Annotated in this window: 13 protein-coding genes and 1 riboswitch; of the genes, 4 read left to right on the top strand and 9 right to left on the bottom strand. The window is 68.8% G+C overall.

Annotation, left to right across the window (positions count from 1 at the left end; genetic code table 11):
• Positions 1-6: 6 nt before the first annotated feature.
• The gene (locus ACIHAO_RS34995; RefSeq protein WP_396565204.1) at positions 7-588 is read left to right on the top strand and encodes a TetR/AcrR family transcriptional regulator; all 582 of its coding nucleotides are present in this window, start codon (positions 7-9) and stop codon (positions 586-588) included.
• A gap of 78 nt (positions 589-666) precedes the next feature.
• A riboswitch (guanidine-III (ykkC-III) riboswitch) is annotated at positions 667-735 on the top strand.
• Positions 736-746: 11 nt separating this feature from the next.
• Positions 747-1,061, top strand: coding sequence for a multidrug efflux SMR transporter (locus ACIHAO_RS34990; RefSeq protein ID WP_063277207.1), 315 nt, complete (start codon positions 747-749; stop codon positions 1,059-1,061).
• 109 nt (positions 1,062-1,170) lie between these two features.
• Here the strand turns inward: ACIHAO_RS34990 and ACIHAO_RS34985 are convergent, their stop codons facing one another.
• From ACIHAO_RS34985 to ACIHAO_RS34955, 7 genes are all read right to left on the bottom strand, one after another.
• Positions 1,171-2,496: an alpha-lytic protease prodomain-containing protein gene (locus tag ACIHAO_RS34985; protein WP_396565201.1), complete on the bottom strand. Its 1,326-nt coding sequence runs from the start codon at positions 2,494-2,496 to the stop codon at positions 1,171-1,173.
• Positions 2,497-2,631: 135 nt separating this feature from the next.
• A complete protein-coding gene (locus ACIHAO_RS34980) occupies positions 2,632-3,615 on the bottom strand; it encodes a LysR family transcriptional regulator (RefSeq protein ID WP_125787002.1) in 984 nt (327 codons plus the stop codon).
• Between the two features lie 352 nt (positions 3,616-3,967).
• Positions 3,968-4,312, bottom strand: a complete 345-nt coding sequence (locus ACIHAO_RS34975) for a hypothetical protein (protein WP_396565198.1) — start codon at positions 4,310-4,312, stop codon at positions 3,968-3,970.
• A gap of 415 nt (positions 4,313-4,727) precedes the next feature.
• On the bottom strand, positions 4,728-5,915 hold the full coding sequence (locus ACIHAO_RS34970; protein WP_396565196.1) for a cation:proton antiporter: 1,188 nt from the start codon (positions 5,913-5,915) through the stop codon (positions 4,728-4,730).
• Between the two features lie 91 nt (positions 5,916-6,006).
• Positions 6,007-8,283: a protein translocase subunit SecD gene (gene secD / locus ACIHAO_RS34965; RefSeq protein WP_396565194.1), complete on the bottom strand. Its 2,277-nt coding sequence runs from the start codon at positions 8,281-8,283 to the stop codon at positions 6,007-6,009.
• Between the two features lie 58 nt (positions 8,284-8,341).
• A complete protein-coding gene (locus ACIHAO_RS34960; RefSeq protein WP_396565192.1) occupies positions 8,342-8,734 on the bottom strand; it encodes a hypothetical protein in 393 nt (130 codons plus the stop codon).
• 29 nt (positions 8,735-8,763) lie between these two features.
• A complete protein-coding gene (locus ACIHAO_RS34955) occupies positions 8,764-9,339 on the bottom strand; it encodes a TetR/AcrR family transcriptional regulator (protein WP_396565273.1) in 576 nt (191 codons plus the stop codon).
• A gap of 81 nt (positions 9,340-9,420) precedes the next feature.
• On the opposite strand from ACIHAO_RS34955, the gene ACIHAO_RS34950 reads away from it, so the two are divergent.
• Positions 9,421-9,750 carry a rhodanese-like domain-containing protein gene (locus tag ACIHAO_RS34950; protein ID WP_396565190.1) on the top strand — a complete coding sequence of 110 codons (330 nt, stop codon included), beginning with the start codon at positions 9,421-9,423 and terminating at the stop codon, positions 9,748-9,750.
• Here the strand turns inward: ACIHAO_RS34950 and ACIHAO_RS34945 are convergent.
• Entirely contained in the window at positions 9,741-10,403 is a 663-nt protein-coding gene (locus ACIHAO_RS34945; RefSeq protein ID WP_396565188.1) for a maleylpyruvate isomerase family mycothiol-dependent enzyme, read from the bottom strand. The genes ACIHAO_RS34950 and ACIHAO_RS34945 overlap by 10 nt on opposite strands.
• Positions 10,404-10,517: 114 nt before the next feature.
• Here ACIHAO_RS34945 and ACIHAO_RS34940 point away from each other — a divergent pair, with 114 nt between their 5' ends.
• The gene (locus ACIHAO_RS34940; RefSeq protein WP_396565186.1) at positions 10,518-10,928 is read left to right on the top strand and encodes a RidA family protein; all 411 of its coding nucleotides are present in this window, start codon (positions 10,518-10,520) and stop codon (positions 10,926-10,928) included.
• Between the two features lie 368 nt (positions 10,929-11,296).
• Here ACIHAO_RS34940 and ACIHAO_RS34935 read toward each other — a convergent pair whose 3' ends face one another.
• On the bottom strand, positions 11,297-17,677 hold the full coding sequence (locus tag ACIHAO_RS34935) for a hypothetical protein (RefSeq protein ID WP_396565184.1): 6,381 nt from the start codon (positions 17,675-17,677) through the stop codon (positions 11,297-11,299).
• Positions 17,678-17,816 lie beyond the last annotated feature (139 nt).

The following is a 17,816-nucleotide window of genomic DNA, read 5'->3' as shown; positions in this document are numbered from 1 at the left end:
CTGAAAATGGGACGGCCACCGCGGCACACCGCCGACGACTTCCTCGACGCCGCCGTGCGGATCTTCGCCGCCGAAGGGGTCGCCGGAGTGACCATGTCGGCCGTCGCCCGCGAGGTCGGCGCGCCGAGCGGGTCGATCTACCATCGCTTCCCCGGACGTCCGGCGCTGCTCGCCGCCGTCTGGCTCCGCACGGTGACCCGCTTCCAGCAGGGCTATCTCGAAGCCCTCGAACAGGAACCGGTCGCCGAAGCGGCCGTCGAAGCCGCGGCACAGGTCGTCCGCTGGTGCCGCGCCCATCCCGCCGAGGGGAAACTGCTCTACGGGGGCCGCGGCGCGCTCGGTGTCGATGACTGGAGCGCCGAGGACCGCGCCCGCGTCGGAGACGCCGATCGCCGCCTCGAAACGGCGATCACCAAGGTCGTGCGACGGCTGCGCCCGCTGACCGGCCGGAGCACGGACGAACTGATGCTGGCCCTCGTGGACCTCCCGTACGCCGCGGTGCGGAGACATCTCGACCGAGGCGAGGCGCCGCCACCGCGCACCGTCGACCTGGTGGCCAAGACGACCCGGACCCTGCTGACCGGCTGAACTTCCCCGGGACCGGTCGTGGTGGTGACCCTCGTCAAACCCGCGGGCGCCCTCCCCGGCGGTGTGCCATCCTGGATCGTGGAACCTCGTGATCGAGGTCCCCGGACGAGTGGGTGCCGTACCCGGCCAGCGACAAGACGGCGCCCTGGGAGCGCGTCATGTCGTGGCTTGTCCTGATCGTTTCGGGTGTACTGGAAGCCGTGTGGGCCACCGCCCTCGGCAAATCCGAAGGGTTGTCCCGGCCGGTACCGTCGGTGATCTTCGGCGTCACGCTGGTGGCGAGCATGGTGGGGCTCGCTTACGCGATGAAGGATCTCCCCGTCGGCACCGCCTACGCGGTCTGGGTCGGGATCGGGGCTTCGCTCACCGTCGCGTACGGCATGTGGTCGGGCGCGGAAACCGTGTCGGTGGCCCGAATTCTGCTGATCGTGGGGATCGTGGCCTGTGTGGTCGGCCTGAAAGTCCTGCACTGAGCCGAATTCGCCCCCCGCTCACGAAAAGGGACCGCCCCCGACGCACGGACGACGTCGGGGGCGGTCGGGTCCGGGCGCACCCCTGCGTGTGGCCCGGACGGCTAGGCGGTCAGGCGCGCGCCCAAAGCGCTGGGACGTTCGGCGGCTCCCAACCTGCCTGTGCGGTGTGGCCCTGGAGGGCCCGGTACGACGCACCGCCGTAAGTCACCGTCGCGCCGGCGGCGTAGGTGGTGCCCGCCGCCCAGGTTCCGCCGGGCGGGTTGTTCGACGTCGTGGTGGTCGGCGTCGTGCTGGACGGCGGGTTCGATCCCGAGGTCACCAGGCGCAGGTTGTAGACGCTCAGGATCTCCGAGATCGGCTGGAAGTAGAACGTGCCGCCCGAGCTGCAGTTGCCGGAACCGCCGGAGGTGACACCCTGGGCCTGGTCGCCCGCGAGCCACGAACCGCCGGAGTCGCCGGGTTCGGCGCAGGCGTTGGTCCGGGTGAGGCCGGAAACGGTGCCCTGCGGGTAGTTCACCGAGGCGTTCTTCTGCTGGATGGTGCCGCAGTGCCAGCCCGTCGTGGAACCGGAACGGCAGACCGACGCGCCGATCGCGGCCTCCTGCGAGCCCGCCACCGGCACGGTGCCCGGGTAGTGGTTCACCAGCGGACGCGGGGTGTTGCCCGCGTCCACGCGGACCCATCCGTAGTCGTTGCCGGGGAAGCTGGAGCCCGCGACGCTTCCGCTCGGGTTCGAGGTCCGCGTTCCGGTCGTGCCGCAGTGCCCGGCGGTCACGAAGCCGCCCTCGACCGAGAAACCGATCGAGCAACGGCCCGAACCGAAGGTGTAGGCGTTGCCGCCGATGACGTCGATCAGCGGAACGGGGCTTTCGGTGCTGGTCTCGACCCGCACCGCGTCGGCACGCACGCCGGACGCGGTCGCCCACGACTTCGCGGCGGCTTCGGTGCCCGTGGTGGCCAGGACGACGATCGAGTTGGTGACGGCGTCGACGTACCAGCCGGGCACCGTCTTCGGCGCGCTGGTTCCCTTGGCGTCCAACGACAGCTTCGCCGCGTCGAGCTGGGCGGCACTCCGCGCGACGGTCTTCGGGGTCGCGCCCGCGGCACGCACGGTGCCCTCCAGCGCCGCGTCGGTGACCGCGACGGTCAGCGTGGTCCCGGTCGCGTCCAGCCACGATCCGGCGTAGGACGAGCCGAGCCGGGTCTTGAGGTCACTGTCGGCGCGCGCCGCCTTCTGCTCGACGGCGAGCCGGGTCCTCGCCTGGTCCGGGCTGATCTTCAGGTCGCGCGACAGGGCGGCGACGATCTCCGACTGGACCTGGTCGGCCGCGGTGGCGGTCTGGCCGGCGCTGGCGCTCGGTGTCAGCGCGACGGCCGTGACCAGGCCCGCACCGGTAAGGGCCGCCGCGGCGGCCGCTACGATCTTTCGGTTCATTTCAGGCGTTTCCTCACCGACGTTCCGGAAGAAGATCTCGTCCCAGACCGTACGAGGCACCTGCCGCAAAAGGTACATACCATTTAGGTCATATCCACGTCAGTGGACTGGACCTTTCAACGACTTCCGCGCAGGTCAGCGCACCCCTGCGTCGGTGTAGTCGACGCCATAACCCGGGTTCAACTCCAGATACTTCGAGTAGGTCGGCCGCCGGTCGATCAGCTCGCCGTACACCGCGCGGGACAGGGCGATCATCTCCGCGGCGAAGGGGCCCATCTCCCCTCGATCCGACCAGCCGACGAGATTCCGCCAGCTCAGCGGGTTCCCCGCGATCGGGACCGCGACGATCCCCGGGATCTCGTGGAACAGCGGCTGACACAACACCACCGCGTGTCCCGATTCGACCATCTCGATACAGGTCAGCACATCGGTCTCGTACAGCGAACGCGGCGTGAACCCCGATCGCGCGCACGCGGAAGCGAAACAGTCACCGAAGCATCCGTCGCCCGGCGTCGCACACCATCGTTCGTCCGCGAGCTCGCCGAGTTCCACTTCGCTCTGCTGCGCGCGCTCGTCCCGCGCCGACATCAGCACGAACACCGGATGATGCGCGAGCGTCCGCCAGCGAAGACCGGGCTCGGGCGGCGGCGCGGCGTCACCGCAGACGCCGACGAAGGCGAAGTCCAGCGCGCCTTCGGCGGTCATGTCAGCGAGTTTGTTGGACGACCACGACGTATGCGTGGCGACGTGGATGTCGGGATGAGTGGTGCCGAGGCGCTGCAGGAGCGCCCCCAGCATCGGCCCCGTCGCCGAGCCGAGCCGCAAGGTCACCGGCTCACCGGTCCCGGCGTGCTGGGCGAGACGCGCCGCCTCGTCGTGCAGGGACGACACGGCGGGCAGCACCATCTTGGCCCGCTCGAGGACAAGGAGACCGAGCGCGGTCGGCCTGGTGCCCGTGTGATCGCGCAGGAAGAGCTTCCCGCCGAGAGTCCGTTCGATGCGCTTCAGTTGTGCTGTCAGTGCAGGCTGCGCCATTCCGAGCGTGTTCGCCGCCTTGGTGATACTCCCGAGTTCGGCGATCGCGCACATGATGCGCAGGTGGCGCAGTTCCAGCTCCATCCCTCTACGTTAGTAGACATAACTGGACTGGACCAGACAAACAAGTGGGCCAAATGGCTTCGTATCGGGTGGTTCCCGGGATGCCATCGATGTCAGCAATCCCGGACATGGCGGGCGACCGGCCGATATCGTCACCACGGAACGACGACGAGGAGGTTCGGCGGCGGACGAGCATGGACGGATCCGGCGGTCGCCGGCGCGCGTGATCACCGACGACAATCTGGATCTGTACGTACTGGGAACCGTCGCACTGGTGTTCACCGTTCTCGGTGCGACCGGGATCTCGGACGTCAAAACGCTTTCGTCCGTGGTGACGGCGTTGCTCGCCCTCCTCGCCTTCTCCCAGATCCGCTCAAGGCGGCCCGGCGACCTTCTTCCCACCGGATCTCATCTCCCGGCGTGCGACGGCCTTCGACATCCTGCTCATCGGCCATTCGATGACCAGGACCGTGCAGGGGATGCGCGGCGACATCCGGTCGATCCTCGAAGCGGGCGGACGGATCCGGGTCCTGGTGCTCGATCCGTCCGACGAAGCGCTCGTCGCCATCGCCGATCGCCGGATCTCCCAGAGCCTCGGGCAGGGGCGGCTGCGGCAGCGGATCCTCGCGACCCTGGACGAACTGACGTCCTTGAAAAGCAGGACGAGCGGTAGACTGGAGATCCGGGTTTCGTCGCGGATCTCGTCCGCGGGCTTCAACTGTCTCGACGTCTCCAGCAAACGGGGACTGATCTGCGTCCAGCACTACGAATACCGGCCGTCCGGTGAAGCCTCGCCGGTGTTCACAGTGGAACCGAAGGACGCGCCATGGTACCGGCATTTCGCCGACGGCTGGTTCGGTGCGCCCAATGTGGCATTGGGGACGCCGCGTGTCCCCAATGCCCCCGGTGGCGCCCCGCGGGGCCCCCGCGGGGCGCAGCGCAGCCCCCCGGCAACCGCGGGGGCGCGCCGCGCCCGCCCGCCCCTTGCCCCGGTAATCCGGCCCCGGGGTGGGGGGGGCCCCCCTCGGTGCCTTGGGGCCCGCGGCGCGCCCCCAACCCACCTGGGGCCCCACCTCGGGCCCCCGGCGGAGCGAAGCGAAGCCGAGCGGAAGCCGCGGGGAAGCGCCTAGCCGTCAAGACCTCTTCGACTTGCGGTTCAGGAACGCCGACGCCCCGACACCGTGCGCCGCGACGCTCGCCAGCACCGTCACCGCCATGACGCTCAACGCGATGTCCGCCGCGTCCCCGTCGAGCGAGTTGAAGGCCAGCAGCCCGAACACGATCGACGCCGCGCCGCGCGGGGCCAGCAGGCCGATGGTCATCCGGTCCCGCCAGCGGAAATCCGTCCGCAGCAAGGTGATCAGCACCGGGACCAGCCGGGCGACGGTCAGCGCGACGACGCTGACGATCACCACGCCCCAGGTGAGGCCGAAGGACAGCACCAGCACAGCGGTGCTGCCGAAGACGAACCACATCAGCAGCCCGCACAGCGAACTGACGTCCTCGGCCAGCCCGAGTTCGTCTTCGCTCGGGTGCCGGGCGGTCTTGTAGGCGATCCCGCAGATGAACGCGGCGACGAAGCCGTTGCCGCCGATCGCGACGGCGGCGGTGTAGGTCAGCAGCGGCAACGCGACGGCGGCGACCCGCGCGGAATGCCGCGTCGACCAGCCGTGCCTGCCGGTCACGTTCATCGCCACCGCGGCCACCGCGCCGATGACGGAACCCGCCAGCACGGCCAGCAGCGCCGCGGGGATCGCGGTCTGCAAGGCCTCGCCCGGCGTGTTCGCCTGGTGGTGGCTCCCCGCGAGGGTGAGCGCGAAAATGAACACCGGGGCGACGACGCCGTCGTTGTAGCCGCTTTCGACGTTCAGCAGATGCCGCACGCGTTCGGGCACCCGGACGTCGTGCACCACCGAGGTCGCCGGCGCGAAATCCGTGGGGGCGATGATGCAGGCGATCAGCAGCACCACCGTCCAGCCGATACCCGGCAGCACCAGCAGGCCGACGCCCATGACGATCAGGATCGTCAGCGGAAGCGCGATCAGCAGCAACCGCACCGCGGCCTTGGCGTCATGACCGAGATAGCCGCCCTTGACCGCGGTGGCGTCCACGAACAACAGCAGCGCGAGGATCAGTTCCGCCGCGTTGAGGGCGATCTCGGTGTTGAGTCCGTTTCCGAGGTCGTTGCGGGTGCTGAACCCGATCGCCAGCCCGGCCGCGACCATCGCCATCGGCGCGGTGATCTGCCACCGCTCCAGCCGGGCCGCGGTCATCGTCCAGGCCAGCACGACGACCGCGCCGACGAGCACGCTCTGGATCATTTACCCGCCCTCGTTCCCGGTGGAACTCCCCTGCCACCGGGAACGAGCATAGAGGCCGGGCGCGGCGCGGCGGTCCACAAAGGAACGTCGATCACACCACCGCGCCGTTGTCTTCGCGCGACCGTGTCCGCGACGCCTTCCTGACCGGACGTCCGGCCCCGGGCCACCGCTTGTCGAGCATGATCGCGACGGGACCGGCGGTGGCCACTGTGGACACTGTGCCCGCGACGAGACCGAGCAGCAGCGCGAGGGCGAAGTCGGCCAGCGATCCGTCCCCGAGGAACAGCAGCGCCCCGAGGACGAACAGCACCCCGATCCCGGTGTTGATCGTCCGCGGCAACGTCTGGAGCACCGCCGTGCCGACGCCACGGGCGAACGGTTCCTTGCGGCGTTGCCCGCGTACTTCCCGGACCCGGTCGAAGACCACCACCGAGTCGTTGACCGAGTACCCGATCACCGTCAGCAGCGCGGCGAGGAAGACACCGTCCATGGATTTGCCCAGCCAGGCGAAGATCCCGAGGATGATCAGGACGTCCTGGGCGAGCGCCGCCACCGTGGCGACGCCGAGCCGCCAGTCGAACCGCACCGCCAGGTAGATCAGCTGCGCCAGCACCGCGAGGCAGAGCGCGATCAGCGCCTTGGCGCGCAGTTCGGCGCCGAGGCTCGGGCCGATCTGCTCGTCGCGGATCTCGGTGGCGTCACCCGCGACCGACGCGACGGCGGTCCTGATCCGTTCGGTGGCGTCTTCGTCGATCGGTTCGGTGCGGACCGAGATGTCCTTCTCGCCGGATGTCTGCACGACGGCGCGAGGGAATCCGGCGTCGGAGACCGCGTCCCGCACCCGCTCGACGTCGGCGGGTGCCGAAGTGCTGTATTCGACGACCCTGCCGCCGGTGAACTCGACGCCGAGGTTCGGCCCGGCCACGAACAGCCCGGCGATCGCGGCGATGACGACCGCTCCCGCCACCATCAGCCAGCGTCGCGGTTCGCCGAGGAACCCGGGGTCGCGGCGGTTCACCCACTGGCGGACCCTGCCCTCGTGGGTCAGCCCGGAAAGCCGCGGCCTGCGCGCGACCGCGCCCCGCATCGTCAGGTGCAGCAGCAAACGCGTGAGCACGAGCGAGATGAACAACGCGACGACGACGCCGATGGACAACGTCACCCCGAACCCGCGCACCGGTCCGGACGCCAGCCAGAACAGCAGGCCCGCGGCGAGCAGCGTCGTCACGTTCGAATCGACGATCGCCGACAACGCCCCGCTGAACCCGCGGCTGACCGATCGCGGCAGTGAACCGCCCCGTTTGACCGTGTGTTCCTCTCTCGCCCTTTCGAAGACGAGCACGGTGGCGTCGACGGCCATGCCGATCGCCAGGACGAAGCCGGCGAGCCCCGGCAAGGTGAGTGTCGCGCCGACGGCGAGCAGCGCGGCGTAGGAGACGGCGGCGTACGCCACCAGCGCGCCCACGGCGATCAGCCCGGCCAGGCGATACACGGCGAGGAGGAACAGCGCGGTGAGCGCCAGGCCGATCACGGCGGCACGCGCGCCGGCGTCGATGGCCTCGGCGCCGAGCGTGGGTCCGACGGTGCGCTGCTCGATGATCTCGACCGGCGTCGGCAGCGCGCCGGCGTTGATCAGCAGCGCCAGATCCTTCGCTTCGGCCGGGGAGAACTGCCCGGTGATCTGCGTGCTCCCGCCGACGATCCCGACCCCGCAGGCGACCTGCGGGCTGACCTGCGGCGACGAGATCACCTTGTCGTCGAGCGCGATCGCCACCCGGCGGGCCGGATCACCGGGCGGCGAACAGGCGGCCTGCCCGGTCAGCCGTTCCCAGGCGCGGCCGGCATCCCCTTTGAAGTCAACGGAAACGAGCCAGCCGCCGCCCTGCGAGTCGATCGACGAGAGTGCCTCGTCGACACCTTCACCGGTCAGCGCGGCGGGCCCCAGCGTGAGCGGCCGGCCGCTCTCGTCGGGAAGGACCCGCGAGTCACCGGAGGCGGTGCCGGTGCCGGCCACGGGATGGAACGACAGTTGCGCGGTGCGGCCGATCACCTCGACGGCTTCACGTGGATCACGGACGCCGGGCAGTTCGACGATGATCCGATTGTCCCCGGAGCGGGCCAGCATGGGCTCGGCGACGCCCAGCGCGTCGACCCGGCGGCGCAGTACCTCGAGCGTCCGGTCGGTGGTTTCGGCGTTGGCGGTGACGGTGGGCGAATCCTTGGTCTCCAGCACGATCTGCGTCCCACCACGCAGATCGAGGCCCAGACGCGGGGCGGTGGTCAGCAGCAGGTACACGGTCGCGGCGAGGACGACCAGCGAGACGACGGCTCGCCCGGTCATGCCTCGCCGCGCGGTTTCGCGCGGCACGAAGGGTTCTCCTCGGTGATTTCCCGGTTCGGGCACGCGGAAGACGCGCCCGTGAGCTTCAGACGGCTACCGGGAAAGGAGGAGCGCGATCCCCCGTCGCGAGGCGGTTCGCCGCGCGCGAGGGGAGAATGACGTCGTCTTGGAGTCCGCCGAGGCGGAGCAGCGTCGTCGACGCGGGCCCGTGCGGGACGGTCCCGAAGAGCGGCAGGTCACCGTGACCGTGCACACCCAGGAGTGAGGGTTCGGCGGCGAGCCTGCCCGCGGCGCGCACCGGCGCCACGGCCTTGGAGGCCGAGGAGTCGACCGTCACGTTCGGCCCGCGCGACTCGTCCGCCGAAGCGGAATCGGCCGCATGGAGCGCGAGGAACAGGCCGAGCGCGGTCAGCACGGCGGCGAGCAGCGCCGGCACGGCCTGCCTGGCCGTCCGGTACCTGCGGCTCTGCGCTGTCATCGACACACTCCCGGGTCCTCGCCGACACCCTACTTGGCTCCGGCCCGCCGCCACAGGCGCGTGATCCCGGCGCGGACGCGGTCTTCCCCCAGTTCCGGCAGCAGCGCGGTCAGATGCTCGGCCGCCAGCGGGGCCAGCAGGGCGTGCGCGGTGTGCTCGGGATCGGGCGTGCCGTCGAGCAGGAGCGCGACGTGCCGGTGCCAGAACCGGTAGGCGCCGATGCGGTAGCGCGCGCCCGGCGCGGCGGTCTCCGACATCCGCACCAAAGCCAGGTGTTCGAGCACGTAGCCGACGTATGCCTCGGCGAAGGCCACCAGCCGTTCGACCGGCGGAGCACCGGGGCCCAGCGGCGGCGGGCCGTGCAGGATTCCTTGCTGGAGCAGGCGTTCCCGCGCGTCCAGCAACGCGACGGCCAGGCCCGCCTTGTCGCCGAAGCGGCGAAAGAGCGTCCCCTTTCCCACGCCCGCGGCCGCCGCCACCTGATCCATCGACACGGCGTCGACGCCGTGCTCGGCGAACAGCGACGCGGCCGCGTCCAGGATGGCGGCCCGGTTCCGGGCGGCGTCGGCACGCTCCTTGGGCGGCGGTGTGCGCAGGAGTTCCAACGGTATTGCAGAAGCGGACTGCGGTCCGTTATGGTCGTGAGGCACATGCGGACTATAGTCCGATTAACTGGAGGTAGCGACATGACCGCACTCATCACCCGTGACGAACTGAAGGCCGCGATCGACGCGAAGACCGTGACGGTGGTCGACGCACTGGGTGGCGAGTACTACGCCAAGCAACACCTGCCCGGCGCGATCCCCTTGGTCCTCGCCGACGTCGACGCGCGTGCCGCGACCGTGCTGCCCGATCGCGGCGCCGCCATCGTCACCTACTGCTCGAACCCCGCCTGCCCCAACAGCGGACAGGTCGCCGACCGGCTCACCGCCCTCGGCTACACCGACGTCCGCAAATACCGGGAAGGCATCGAGGACTGGGCCGACGCCGGCCTGCCCCTCGAGTCTCAGTCCTGAGAAAGGACACGCTTCCGCAGGATCGGGACCCCGTCGCCGTCGAGTTCGTCGAGGTAGGCCGCCCGTCCGGTCATGGCCATGATCAGCGCCAGGGTCGGCCCCGAGACGAGCGGCCCGGACCCGACGGCGAAGGGGCCATCGGTGGCTCGCAACCGCAGCCCGCCGATGCGCCCCTTCGCCATCACCACCAGGTCCGCGCCCTGGTAGTACCCGGCCAGCGCGGTGAGGACGGTGACCGGATAGTCGCGGCGGACACCCAGGGGGCGGCGGATGTCCTCGGCGTGCACGATCGCCTCACCGAGCATCGCCAACTTCGGCAGGGGCGGTTTCGTCGTGCTGTCGACGACGCCGCGGAACCTCTCCAGCGTCTCGGCGCCGTCCTCCCCCAGCTGTTCGGCCAGCCGCATGGCGACCTGCTTGTCGAAGTCCCACCGGCAGCGGATCACGCCTGCCAGCCACCGCAACGGCGTGAGACTCGCCCCCGCGGTGAGATGCGCGAGCACCTCGCGCACCGTCAGCCCGGCGCACAGCGACGGCGTCGCCCACCGCTCTTCGGTGAGCCCCGTGAGGTCGTTCGCCAGCGCCGCCCGCTCGGCGTGGATCAGCGGCCAGACCGCGGTCGCGGCGCGCGTCTTCGATCCTGAGTTCGTCATCGGGAGTCCTTCCGGTCATCTTCGTCCGAAGGTGAGACTCCCGCCGCGGACCGGAATCATCGGTCCCCGATACTCGGGAGGCGAATTCCGCCGAGCACCAAGAAATGGGGACCGATGATCCAGCGCTGGAATCCGGAGACCGTGGCGGCGCCGATCGGCCCGTACAGCCATCTGGTCCGCGTTCCCGCCGATCACGAACTCGTCGTCGTATCCGGCCAGATCGGTGTTCTGCCCGACGGCGAACTCGCCGGGCCCGACGCCGAGTCCCAGACTCGCGCGATACTCGCCAACCTCGAACGACTGCTCGAAGCCGCGGGCGCCGGACCGGAACATCTGGTCAAGGTGTTCAGCATGCTCTCCGGCACCGAACACCTCGGCGGGTTCCGCACGGCGCTGCGCGAGACCTTCACCCGCTGGTACCCGGAAGCGGACTGGCCGGCCCAGTCGCTGATCGTGGTGGCCGCGCTGGCGCGCCCGGACCTCGTCGTCGAGGTCGAAGCGCTGATCGCGGTGCCCGGACGCTGAGAAGAAGGCCAAACGTGTCGTGTTCGTGGGTGAGGCTGGTGGCGGGGTGAAGGCTCCCTTCGCCGCGTCTGATGCGGTGAAGGGAGCCTTCGGCCCTGGTCAGGCGCGAGGGGTCGTGATCGCGGGTCCGTGAAGGCCTCCTTGCCTACCCTGAGAGTAGGGAAGGAGCCCCTCACGACATGCCGGGCTGAGCTCAGCCCGAGCCGAGGCAGACCGCTACTGCCGGGCGGCAGGAACACCACCTTGAGCCCCGGCACTACACCTTCACACCAGCCCAAGTACATGAAGGACCCCATCCTTGCGCCTATGTACAGGAAGGGGGCCTTCATGTACTTCTACCCAGACTCAGGCCGGGCACCGCGGCTCGATCAGGACTCCCGGCGCCTCCGTCCGGCGAGGAGCAGCAGCGCGCCGATGGCCAGCATGCCCAGCGCCAGCACCGTCATCGTCTTCACCGGCGAGCCGGTCACGGCCAGACCGGGCGGACGCGGCGTGGTCGGCGGCTGCGGGTTCGGCTTGTCCGGCGGCTGTGGCGTCGGCGGCGTCGGCGGGACCCGGGTGTCGGTGCCGCAGTCGGGGTTCGCCGAACCCGGCGGGCAGTTGCCGCCGGGGGTGTCGGACGTGACGACGTTGCGGAGGCGGTGGTCACCGGTCGCCGGCTTCCGCACCGTGACGGCATAGGTGACGGTGGCCTTCTCCCCCGGCTTGAGCGTGCCCTTCCAGGTCAGTTCGGGCGCCGAATAGGTGACCGCTCCCGTGCTGGCCTTGGCGGCGCCGTCGAAGGTGGCGTCGTCCAGCACCTGGGTCAGATCGTCGGTGAAGGTCGCGTCGTCCACTGTGGCCTGTCCGGTGTTCTCCACCGTGACGGTGAACGTGACGACCTCGCCCGGTTTCGCCTCCGTCTTGTCGACCGTCTTCTTGATCTTCAGGCTGGACAGCGGTGTCGTCGTGCCGCACTTCGGGTCCTTGCTGCCCGGCGGGCAGTTGCCGCCCGGGGTTTCGGACGTGATCACGTTGGTCAGCTTGCCGTCGCCGTCGGTCTTGGTGACCTTGACGCTGTACGTGACCGTCGCCGTCTGTCCGATCTCCAGGTCGCCGGTCCAGGTCAGTTTCGGTTCGTCGTAGGTCACCGAACCGATCATCGCCGCACCGTCCTTTTGGAACACCGCGTCGTCGAGGACCTCGGTGAGGTCGTCGGTGAAGGTGGCGCCGGTCAGCTTCGTCTTGCCGGTGTTGCGCACGGTCACCGTGTACTTGACGACGTCGCCCGGGTTGGCCGTGGCCCTGTCCGCTTTCTTTTCCAGCGAGATACCGGGCACCGGGGTGACGGTCGAGCACGCGGGATCGTCGGACTGCGGCGGGCAGGTGCCCGGGGTGTTGGTGCTGACGGTGTTCCGCAGTTCGTGATCACCCGTCACCGGGTTCTTCACCTTCACCGAGTACTTCAGCGTGGTCGACGCCCCCACCGGGAGATCGCCGGTCCACACCAGGTTCGGCGCGGTGAAGGCGAACGTCCCGGCGACCGGCGCCGACGCGGCATCGTCGGCGTAGTCGGCGTCGTCCAGCACCTCGGACAGGTCGTCCGTGACCCGCGCGGCGTCCTCGCCGACCAGGTCGACCTTGCCGGTGTTGCTGACGGTCACGGTGTAGGTGACGACGTCGCCCGGGTTCGCGGTCTGCTTGTCCGACGTCTTCTTGACCGTCAGTTCGCGGGACGGCACGTCCGCGACGCAGTTCGGGTCGGTCGAATCCGGCGGGCAGTTGTTGCCCGGCGTCTCCGAAGTGACCACATTGGACAGTTTCTTGTCACCGGGGTTCGGGTTCTTGATCTTGACCGTGTAGGTGACGGTCGAGGTCTGTCCGATGCCCAGCGAACCGGTCCACGTCAGTTTCGGTGCCGCGTACGTGACACCGCCGATGGTCGCCGCGCCGTCGTTCTGGTAGTCGGCGTCGTCGAGCACCTCGGTCATGTCGTCGGTGAACGTGGCACCGTCCTGCACGGTCTGCCCGGTGTTGGTGACGGTGATCGTGTACTTCACCGTGTCGCCGGGGTCGACCGACTTCTTGTCGGCGGTCTTCTTGATGAGCAGCCCGGAAATCGGGGTCGTCGTGCCGCAGTCCGGATCGGTCGAACCCGGCGGGCAGTTGCCGCCCGGCGTGTCCGAGGTGACGGCGTTGACGAGCTTCTTGTCGCCGTCGCCCGGCTTCTTCACCTGGACCGTGTAGGTGACCGTGGCGGTCTCCCCGATACCGAGGTCGCCGGTCCACGTCAGTTTCGGTGCCGCATAGGTGACACCGCCGATGGTCGCCGCACCGTCGTTCCGGTAAACGGCGTCGTCGAGCACCTGCGTCAGATCGTCGGTGAAGGTCGCTCCCGTCAGCTTCGTCTGGCCGGTGTTCTTGACCGTCACCGTGTACTTCACGACGTCGCCCGGGTTCGCCGACTGCTTGTCGACCGACTTCTTGATCTCCAGGCCCGAAACCGGGGTGTCGGTGCCACAGTCCGGATCCGTGGATCCCGGCGGGCAGTTGCCGCCCGGCGTCTCCGACGACACCACGTTCTTGAGCCGGTTGTCGCCGGTGTTCGGGCTCTTGACCTTGACGGTGTAGGTGATCGTGGCCGTGTCACCGACGCCGAGATCACCGGTCCAGGTCAGCTTCGGCGCGGCATAAGCCACACCACCGACCGTCGCGGCGCCATCGTTCTGATAGTCCGCGTCATCCAGCACCTGCGTGAGATCGTCGGTGAACGTCGCGCCGGTCAACTTGGTCTGGCCCGTGTTGGTGACGGTCACCGTGTACTTCACGACGTCACCCGGGTTCGCGGTCTGCTTGTCGACCGACTTCTCGATCAGCAGACCCGACACCGGCGTCGTCGTCCCGCACTTCGGATCCGTCGAGCCCGGCGGACAGTTGCCACCCGGCGTCTCCGAGGTGACCGTGTTGATGAGCTTCTTGTCGCCAGGAGCGGGGTTCTTCACCTTCACCGTGTACGTGACCGTGGCTGTGGCACCGATCTCCAGATCACCGGTCCAGGTCAGCTTCGGCGCGGCATAAGCCACACCACCGACCGACGCCGCGCCATCGTTCTGATAGTCCGCATCGTCCAGCACCTGAGTGAGATCGTCGGTGAACGTCGCGCCAGTCAACTTGGTCTGACCGGTGTTCTTGACCGTGACCGTGTACTTCACCACGTCACCCGGATTCGCCGACTGCTTGTCGACCGACTTCTCGATCAGCAGCCCCGACACCGGCGTCGTGGTCCCGCACTTCGGATCCGTCGAACCCGGCGGACAGTTCCCGCCCGGCGTCTCCGACGACACCACGTTCTTGAGCAGATTGTCGCCCGTGGTGGGGTTCTTGACCTTCACCGTGTACGTGACCGTGGCCGTGTCACCGATCTCCAGATCACCCGTCCACGTCAGCTTCGGCGCCGCATAGGTAACTCCACCGACCGACGCCGCACCATCATTCTGATAGTCCGCATCGTCCAGCACCTGAGTCAGGTCATCTGTGAACGTCGCCCCGGTCAACTTGGTCTGACCCGTGTTCCGCACCGTCACCGTGTACTTCACCACGTCACCCGGATTCGCCGACTGCTTGTCGACCGACTTCTCGATCAGCAGCCCCGACACCGGAGTGGTCGTGCCGCACTTTGGATCGGTCGAACCCGGCGGACAGTTCCCACCAGGCGTCTCCGAAGTGACCACATTGGACAGTTTCTTGTCACCGGGATTCGGGTTCTTGACCTTCACCGTGTACGTGACCGTGGCGGTGGTACCGATCTCCAGATCACCGGTCCACGTCAGCTTCGGTGCGGCATAGGTGACTCCACCGATCGTCGCCGCGCCATCATTCTGATAGTCCGCGTCGTCCAGCACCTGCGTGAGATCGTCGGTGAACGTCGCGCCGGAAACCTTGGTCTGGCCGGTGTTCCGCACCGTCACCGTGTACTTCACCACGTCGCCCGGATTCGCCGACTGCTTGTCGACGGCCTTCTCGATCAACAACCCGGAAACCGGAGTGGTCGTGCCGCACTTCGGATCCATAGAACCCGGCGGACAGTTACCACCCGGCGTCTCCGACGACACCACGTTCTTGAGCTGGTCGTCGCCGGTGTTCGGGTTCTTCACCTTGACCGTGTAGGTCACCGTGGACGTCGCGCCCACGTCGATATCGCCGGTCCAGGTCAGCTTCGGCGCGGCGTACGAAACGCCGCCGATCGTCGCCGCACCATCGTTTTGATAGTCCGCGTCGTCCAGTACCTGCGTGAGATCGTCGGTGAACGTCGCCCCGGTCAGCTTGGTCTGACCCGTGTTCCGCACCGTCACCGTGTACTTCACCAAGTCACCGGGGTTCGCCGACTGCTTGTCGACCGACTTCTCGATCAGCAAACCCGACACCGGCGTCGTGGTCCCGCACTTCGGATCCGTCGAACCGGGCGGACAGTTGCCACCGGGCGTCTCCGAAGTCACCACGTTCTTCAGCCGGTTGTCGCCCGTGTTCGGGTTCTTGACCTTGACCGTGTAGGTGAACTCCGCGCTCTTCCCCGCCGCGAGCGTGCCCGTCCAGGTCAGCTTCGGGTCCACATAGGACACCGCACCGGGTGACGCGGTGGCGTCGTTCTGGTAGACCGCGTCGTCCAGCACACCGGTCAGATCGTCGACGACCTTCAGATCCGCCGCGGTCACCTTCCCGGTGTTGGCGACGGTGACCGTGTAGCGCACGACGTCACCCGGGTTCACGGATTCCTTGTCCGCGGTCTTCGTCACCGTGTACGACGGCGGCGGCACCTTGGTCTTCGCGCACGCGGCGGCGGGATCGTCCGGGCAGCGGTTGTCCGGCGGGACGACCGGCGGCGGTCCGATCGGCACCGTCGCGCGGTTCACCAGCTCCTTGCCGATGGCGGCCTCTTCGACCTTCACGCGCACCGTCAACGTGGCCGTCTCCCCGACGGCGAGGCCGTTCACGGCCCAGTCGATCGGCCCGGAGCCGGACGCGGTGCCCTTCGAAGGAGTGGAGGACACGTACGTCGTGCCCGGCGGCAACGTGTCGCGCACCGTCAGCGCGGGCACGGGGATCACCCCGGTGTTCCGCACGCTCACCTGGTAGGTCAAGGTGTCGCCCGGGATCGCCTCGGCGAGGTCGACCGTCTTCGTCAGCTGGTACCCGGGCGAGGCGACCGTGTTCCGCACCGTGTTCGACGTGCGTTCCTGCGGACGGCCGGTGTCCTCGCCGCGGAAGGTCAGCTTGCCGGTGTTGTCGAGTTTGGTGCCGTCCGGCACCGAGGCGCCGACCTTGACCTTGAAGGCGACCTTCTGCGACTGCCCCGGCCTCAAGTTCCGCAGGTTGCAGGTGACCAGCTGACCGGCGGCCGAACAGTCCGGATTGGACCCGGCCACGAACGTGACGCCGTCGGGCAGGGTGTCGGTGAGCACCACGTTCGTCGCGGTGTCGAGGTCGGTGACACTGCCGTCGGCGTGCCGGTTGGCGACGTCGAAGCTGTAAGTGACCTCGCCGCCCTTGGTGACATAACCCGGCGGGTTGTCATCGGTGTTGCCGACCGGGTCGTTGGCCTTGGTGATCTGCAGATCGGGTTCGAGCGCGTCGGTGACGAGCCAGATCGTCTGCGGGTACAGCGCGTCGCCGACGGTGCCGATCTTCACCTGGAGCGCGGTGGTCCCCGCGGGAACCTTGCCGGTGATGTCGATGCTGCGGGCGTCGTAGCCGACGTTGTTCACCGGATTGGGATCGCGCGACGTGACGTTCGCGCCGGATCCGGTGGCCGTGACCCGGTCGATGCGGCTGCTGAAGGCGTTGTTGGTCGCCACGCCGCCGGGCGCGGGCATGGCGATCGTCTGGAGGCTGGAGGCGTTCGGACCGACCTGAAGGTAGTCGCCGGTGATGGGCGCGTCACCGTCACCCGCGACGATGCCGAGTTCGACGTTGGGCTGACGCGAGGTCGGCGCCTTGATGCCGCTCAGGGCGATGGTCGCCGAGCTCGGCGTGCTACCGCCGGCGACACGCTGCAAACCGTCCCACACCTGCAGGTAGCGCAGCGGCTCACTGGGCAGTTCGTAGGCGACCACCAGTGACCAGCCGCCCCAGCAGCCGAGGTTCGTCCCACTGATCGACTGGCCCTGACAGGCCTGGATGTCGGCGACCGTGTACTGCCCGGTGCCCGCACCGGTCACGAGGTCCGTGACGTCGGCCGCGCCGCCGTACGCGTAGAGGGTCGGGAAACCGCCCGTGGTGGTCGCGGGGAACCAGTCGTAGGTTTCGGCGGTGATCCGCTGGTAGGAGGCCGAGCCAGGGGTCTTCATCGAGACCTGGTTGCCCCGGCTCCCGTCACCGGAGGTCCCGCTGCTGGCGACCGGGTTGAACTGCCAGTACAGCCGGGCGTTGAGCACTTTCGCGCCGGCCGGGACGTTCAGGCTCGCCGCGGAGGCGGTGTTCCCCGGCGCGGCCGGGTCGGTTTTGATCCACGACACCGGGCTCGCGTTGCTCGTGGACTCGTTGCAGACCACGCCGACGCCGCATTGCACGACGGAGTTGGCGGCCATCGTGATCCCGCCGTGCGCCAGGCCGGAATACACCGGTTCCGGCCCGATCGGCCGTTCGGTGCCCGCTCCGCGCGGCATGCTCTGGGCGTTCGCGGGCAGCGGGGCACCCATCAGCAAGGCCACGGCGACCACCGCGAGCACCGCGATGCCCCGGCGCCACCGATTCCGCCCACGACGTTCCGCCATGCCGCCTCCGCCTCACCCCTCGCTCCCGTCGGCCCAGGTCAGGACGAAGGGGACAGCGAGCCAAGTGATGGTCATCCTGGTTCGGCGAGATCATCGACGGCAACCGGGATCAGCGGTGTCGCCTGGATAGAACCCGTTG

The sequence above is a fragment of the Amycolatopsis sp. NPDC052450 genome (genome assembly GCF_044547565.1).
GTDB lineage: Bacteria > Actinomycetota > Actinomycetes > Mycobacteriales > Pseudonocardiaceae > Amycolatopsis.
This window is presented reverse-complemented; position numbering and strand designations above follow the sequence as displayed.

Coding starts and splice junctions, on each gene's coding strand:
- ACIHAO_RS34980 (WP_125787002.1), bottom strand. CDS start 3,615: ATGGAGCTGGAACTGCGCCACCTGCGCATCATGTGCGCGATCGCCGAA.
- ACIHAO_RS34995 (WP_396565204.1), top strand. CDS start 7: ATGGGACGGCCACCGCGGCACACCGCCGACGACTTCCTCGACGCCGCC.
- ACIHAO_RS34950 (WP_396565190.1), top strand. CDS start 9,421: ATGACCGCACTCATCACCCGTGACGAACTGAAGGCCGCGATCGACGCG.
- ACIHAO_RS34990 (WP_063277207.1), top strand. CDS start 747: ATGTCGTGGCTTGTCCTGATCGTTTCGGGTGTACTGGAAGCCGTGTGG.
- ACIHAO_RS34935 (WP_396565184.1), bottom strand. CDS start 17,677: ATGGCGGAACGTCGTGGGCGGAATCGGTGGCGCCGGGGCATCGCGGTG.
- ACIHAO_RS34945 (WP_396565188.1), bottom strand. CDS start 10,403: ATGACGAACTCAGGATCGAAGACGCGCGCCGCGACCGCGGTCTGGCCG.
- ACIHAO_RS34960 (WP_396565192.1), bottom strand. CDS start 8,734: ATGACAGCGCAGAGCCGCAGGTACCGGACGGCCAGGCAGGCCGTGCCG.
- ACIHAO_RS34985 (WP_396565201.1), bottom strand. CDS start 2,496: ATGAACCGAAAGATCGTAGCGGCCGCCGCGGCGGCCCTTACCGGTGCG.
- ACIHAO_RS34970 (WP_396565196.1), bottom strand. CDS start 5,915: ATGATCCAGAGCGTGCTCGTCGGCGCGGTCGTCGTGCTGGCCTGGACG.
- ACIHAO_RS34940 (WP_396565186.1), top strand. CDS start 10,518: ATGATCCAGCGCTGGAATCCGGAGACCGTGGCGGCGCCGATCGGCCCG.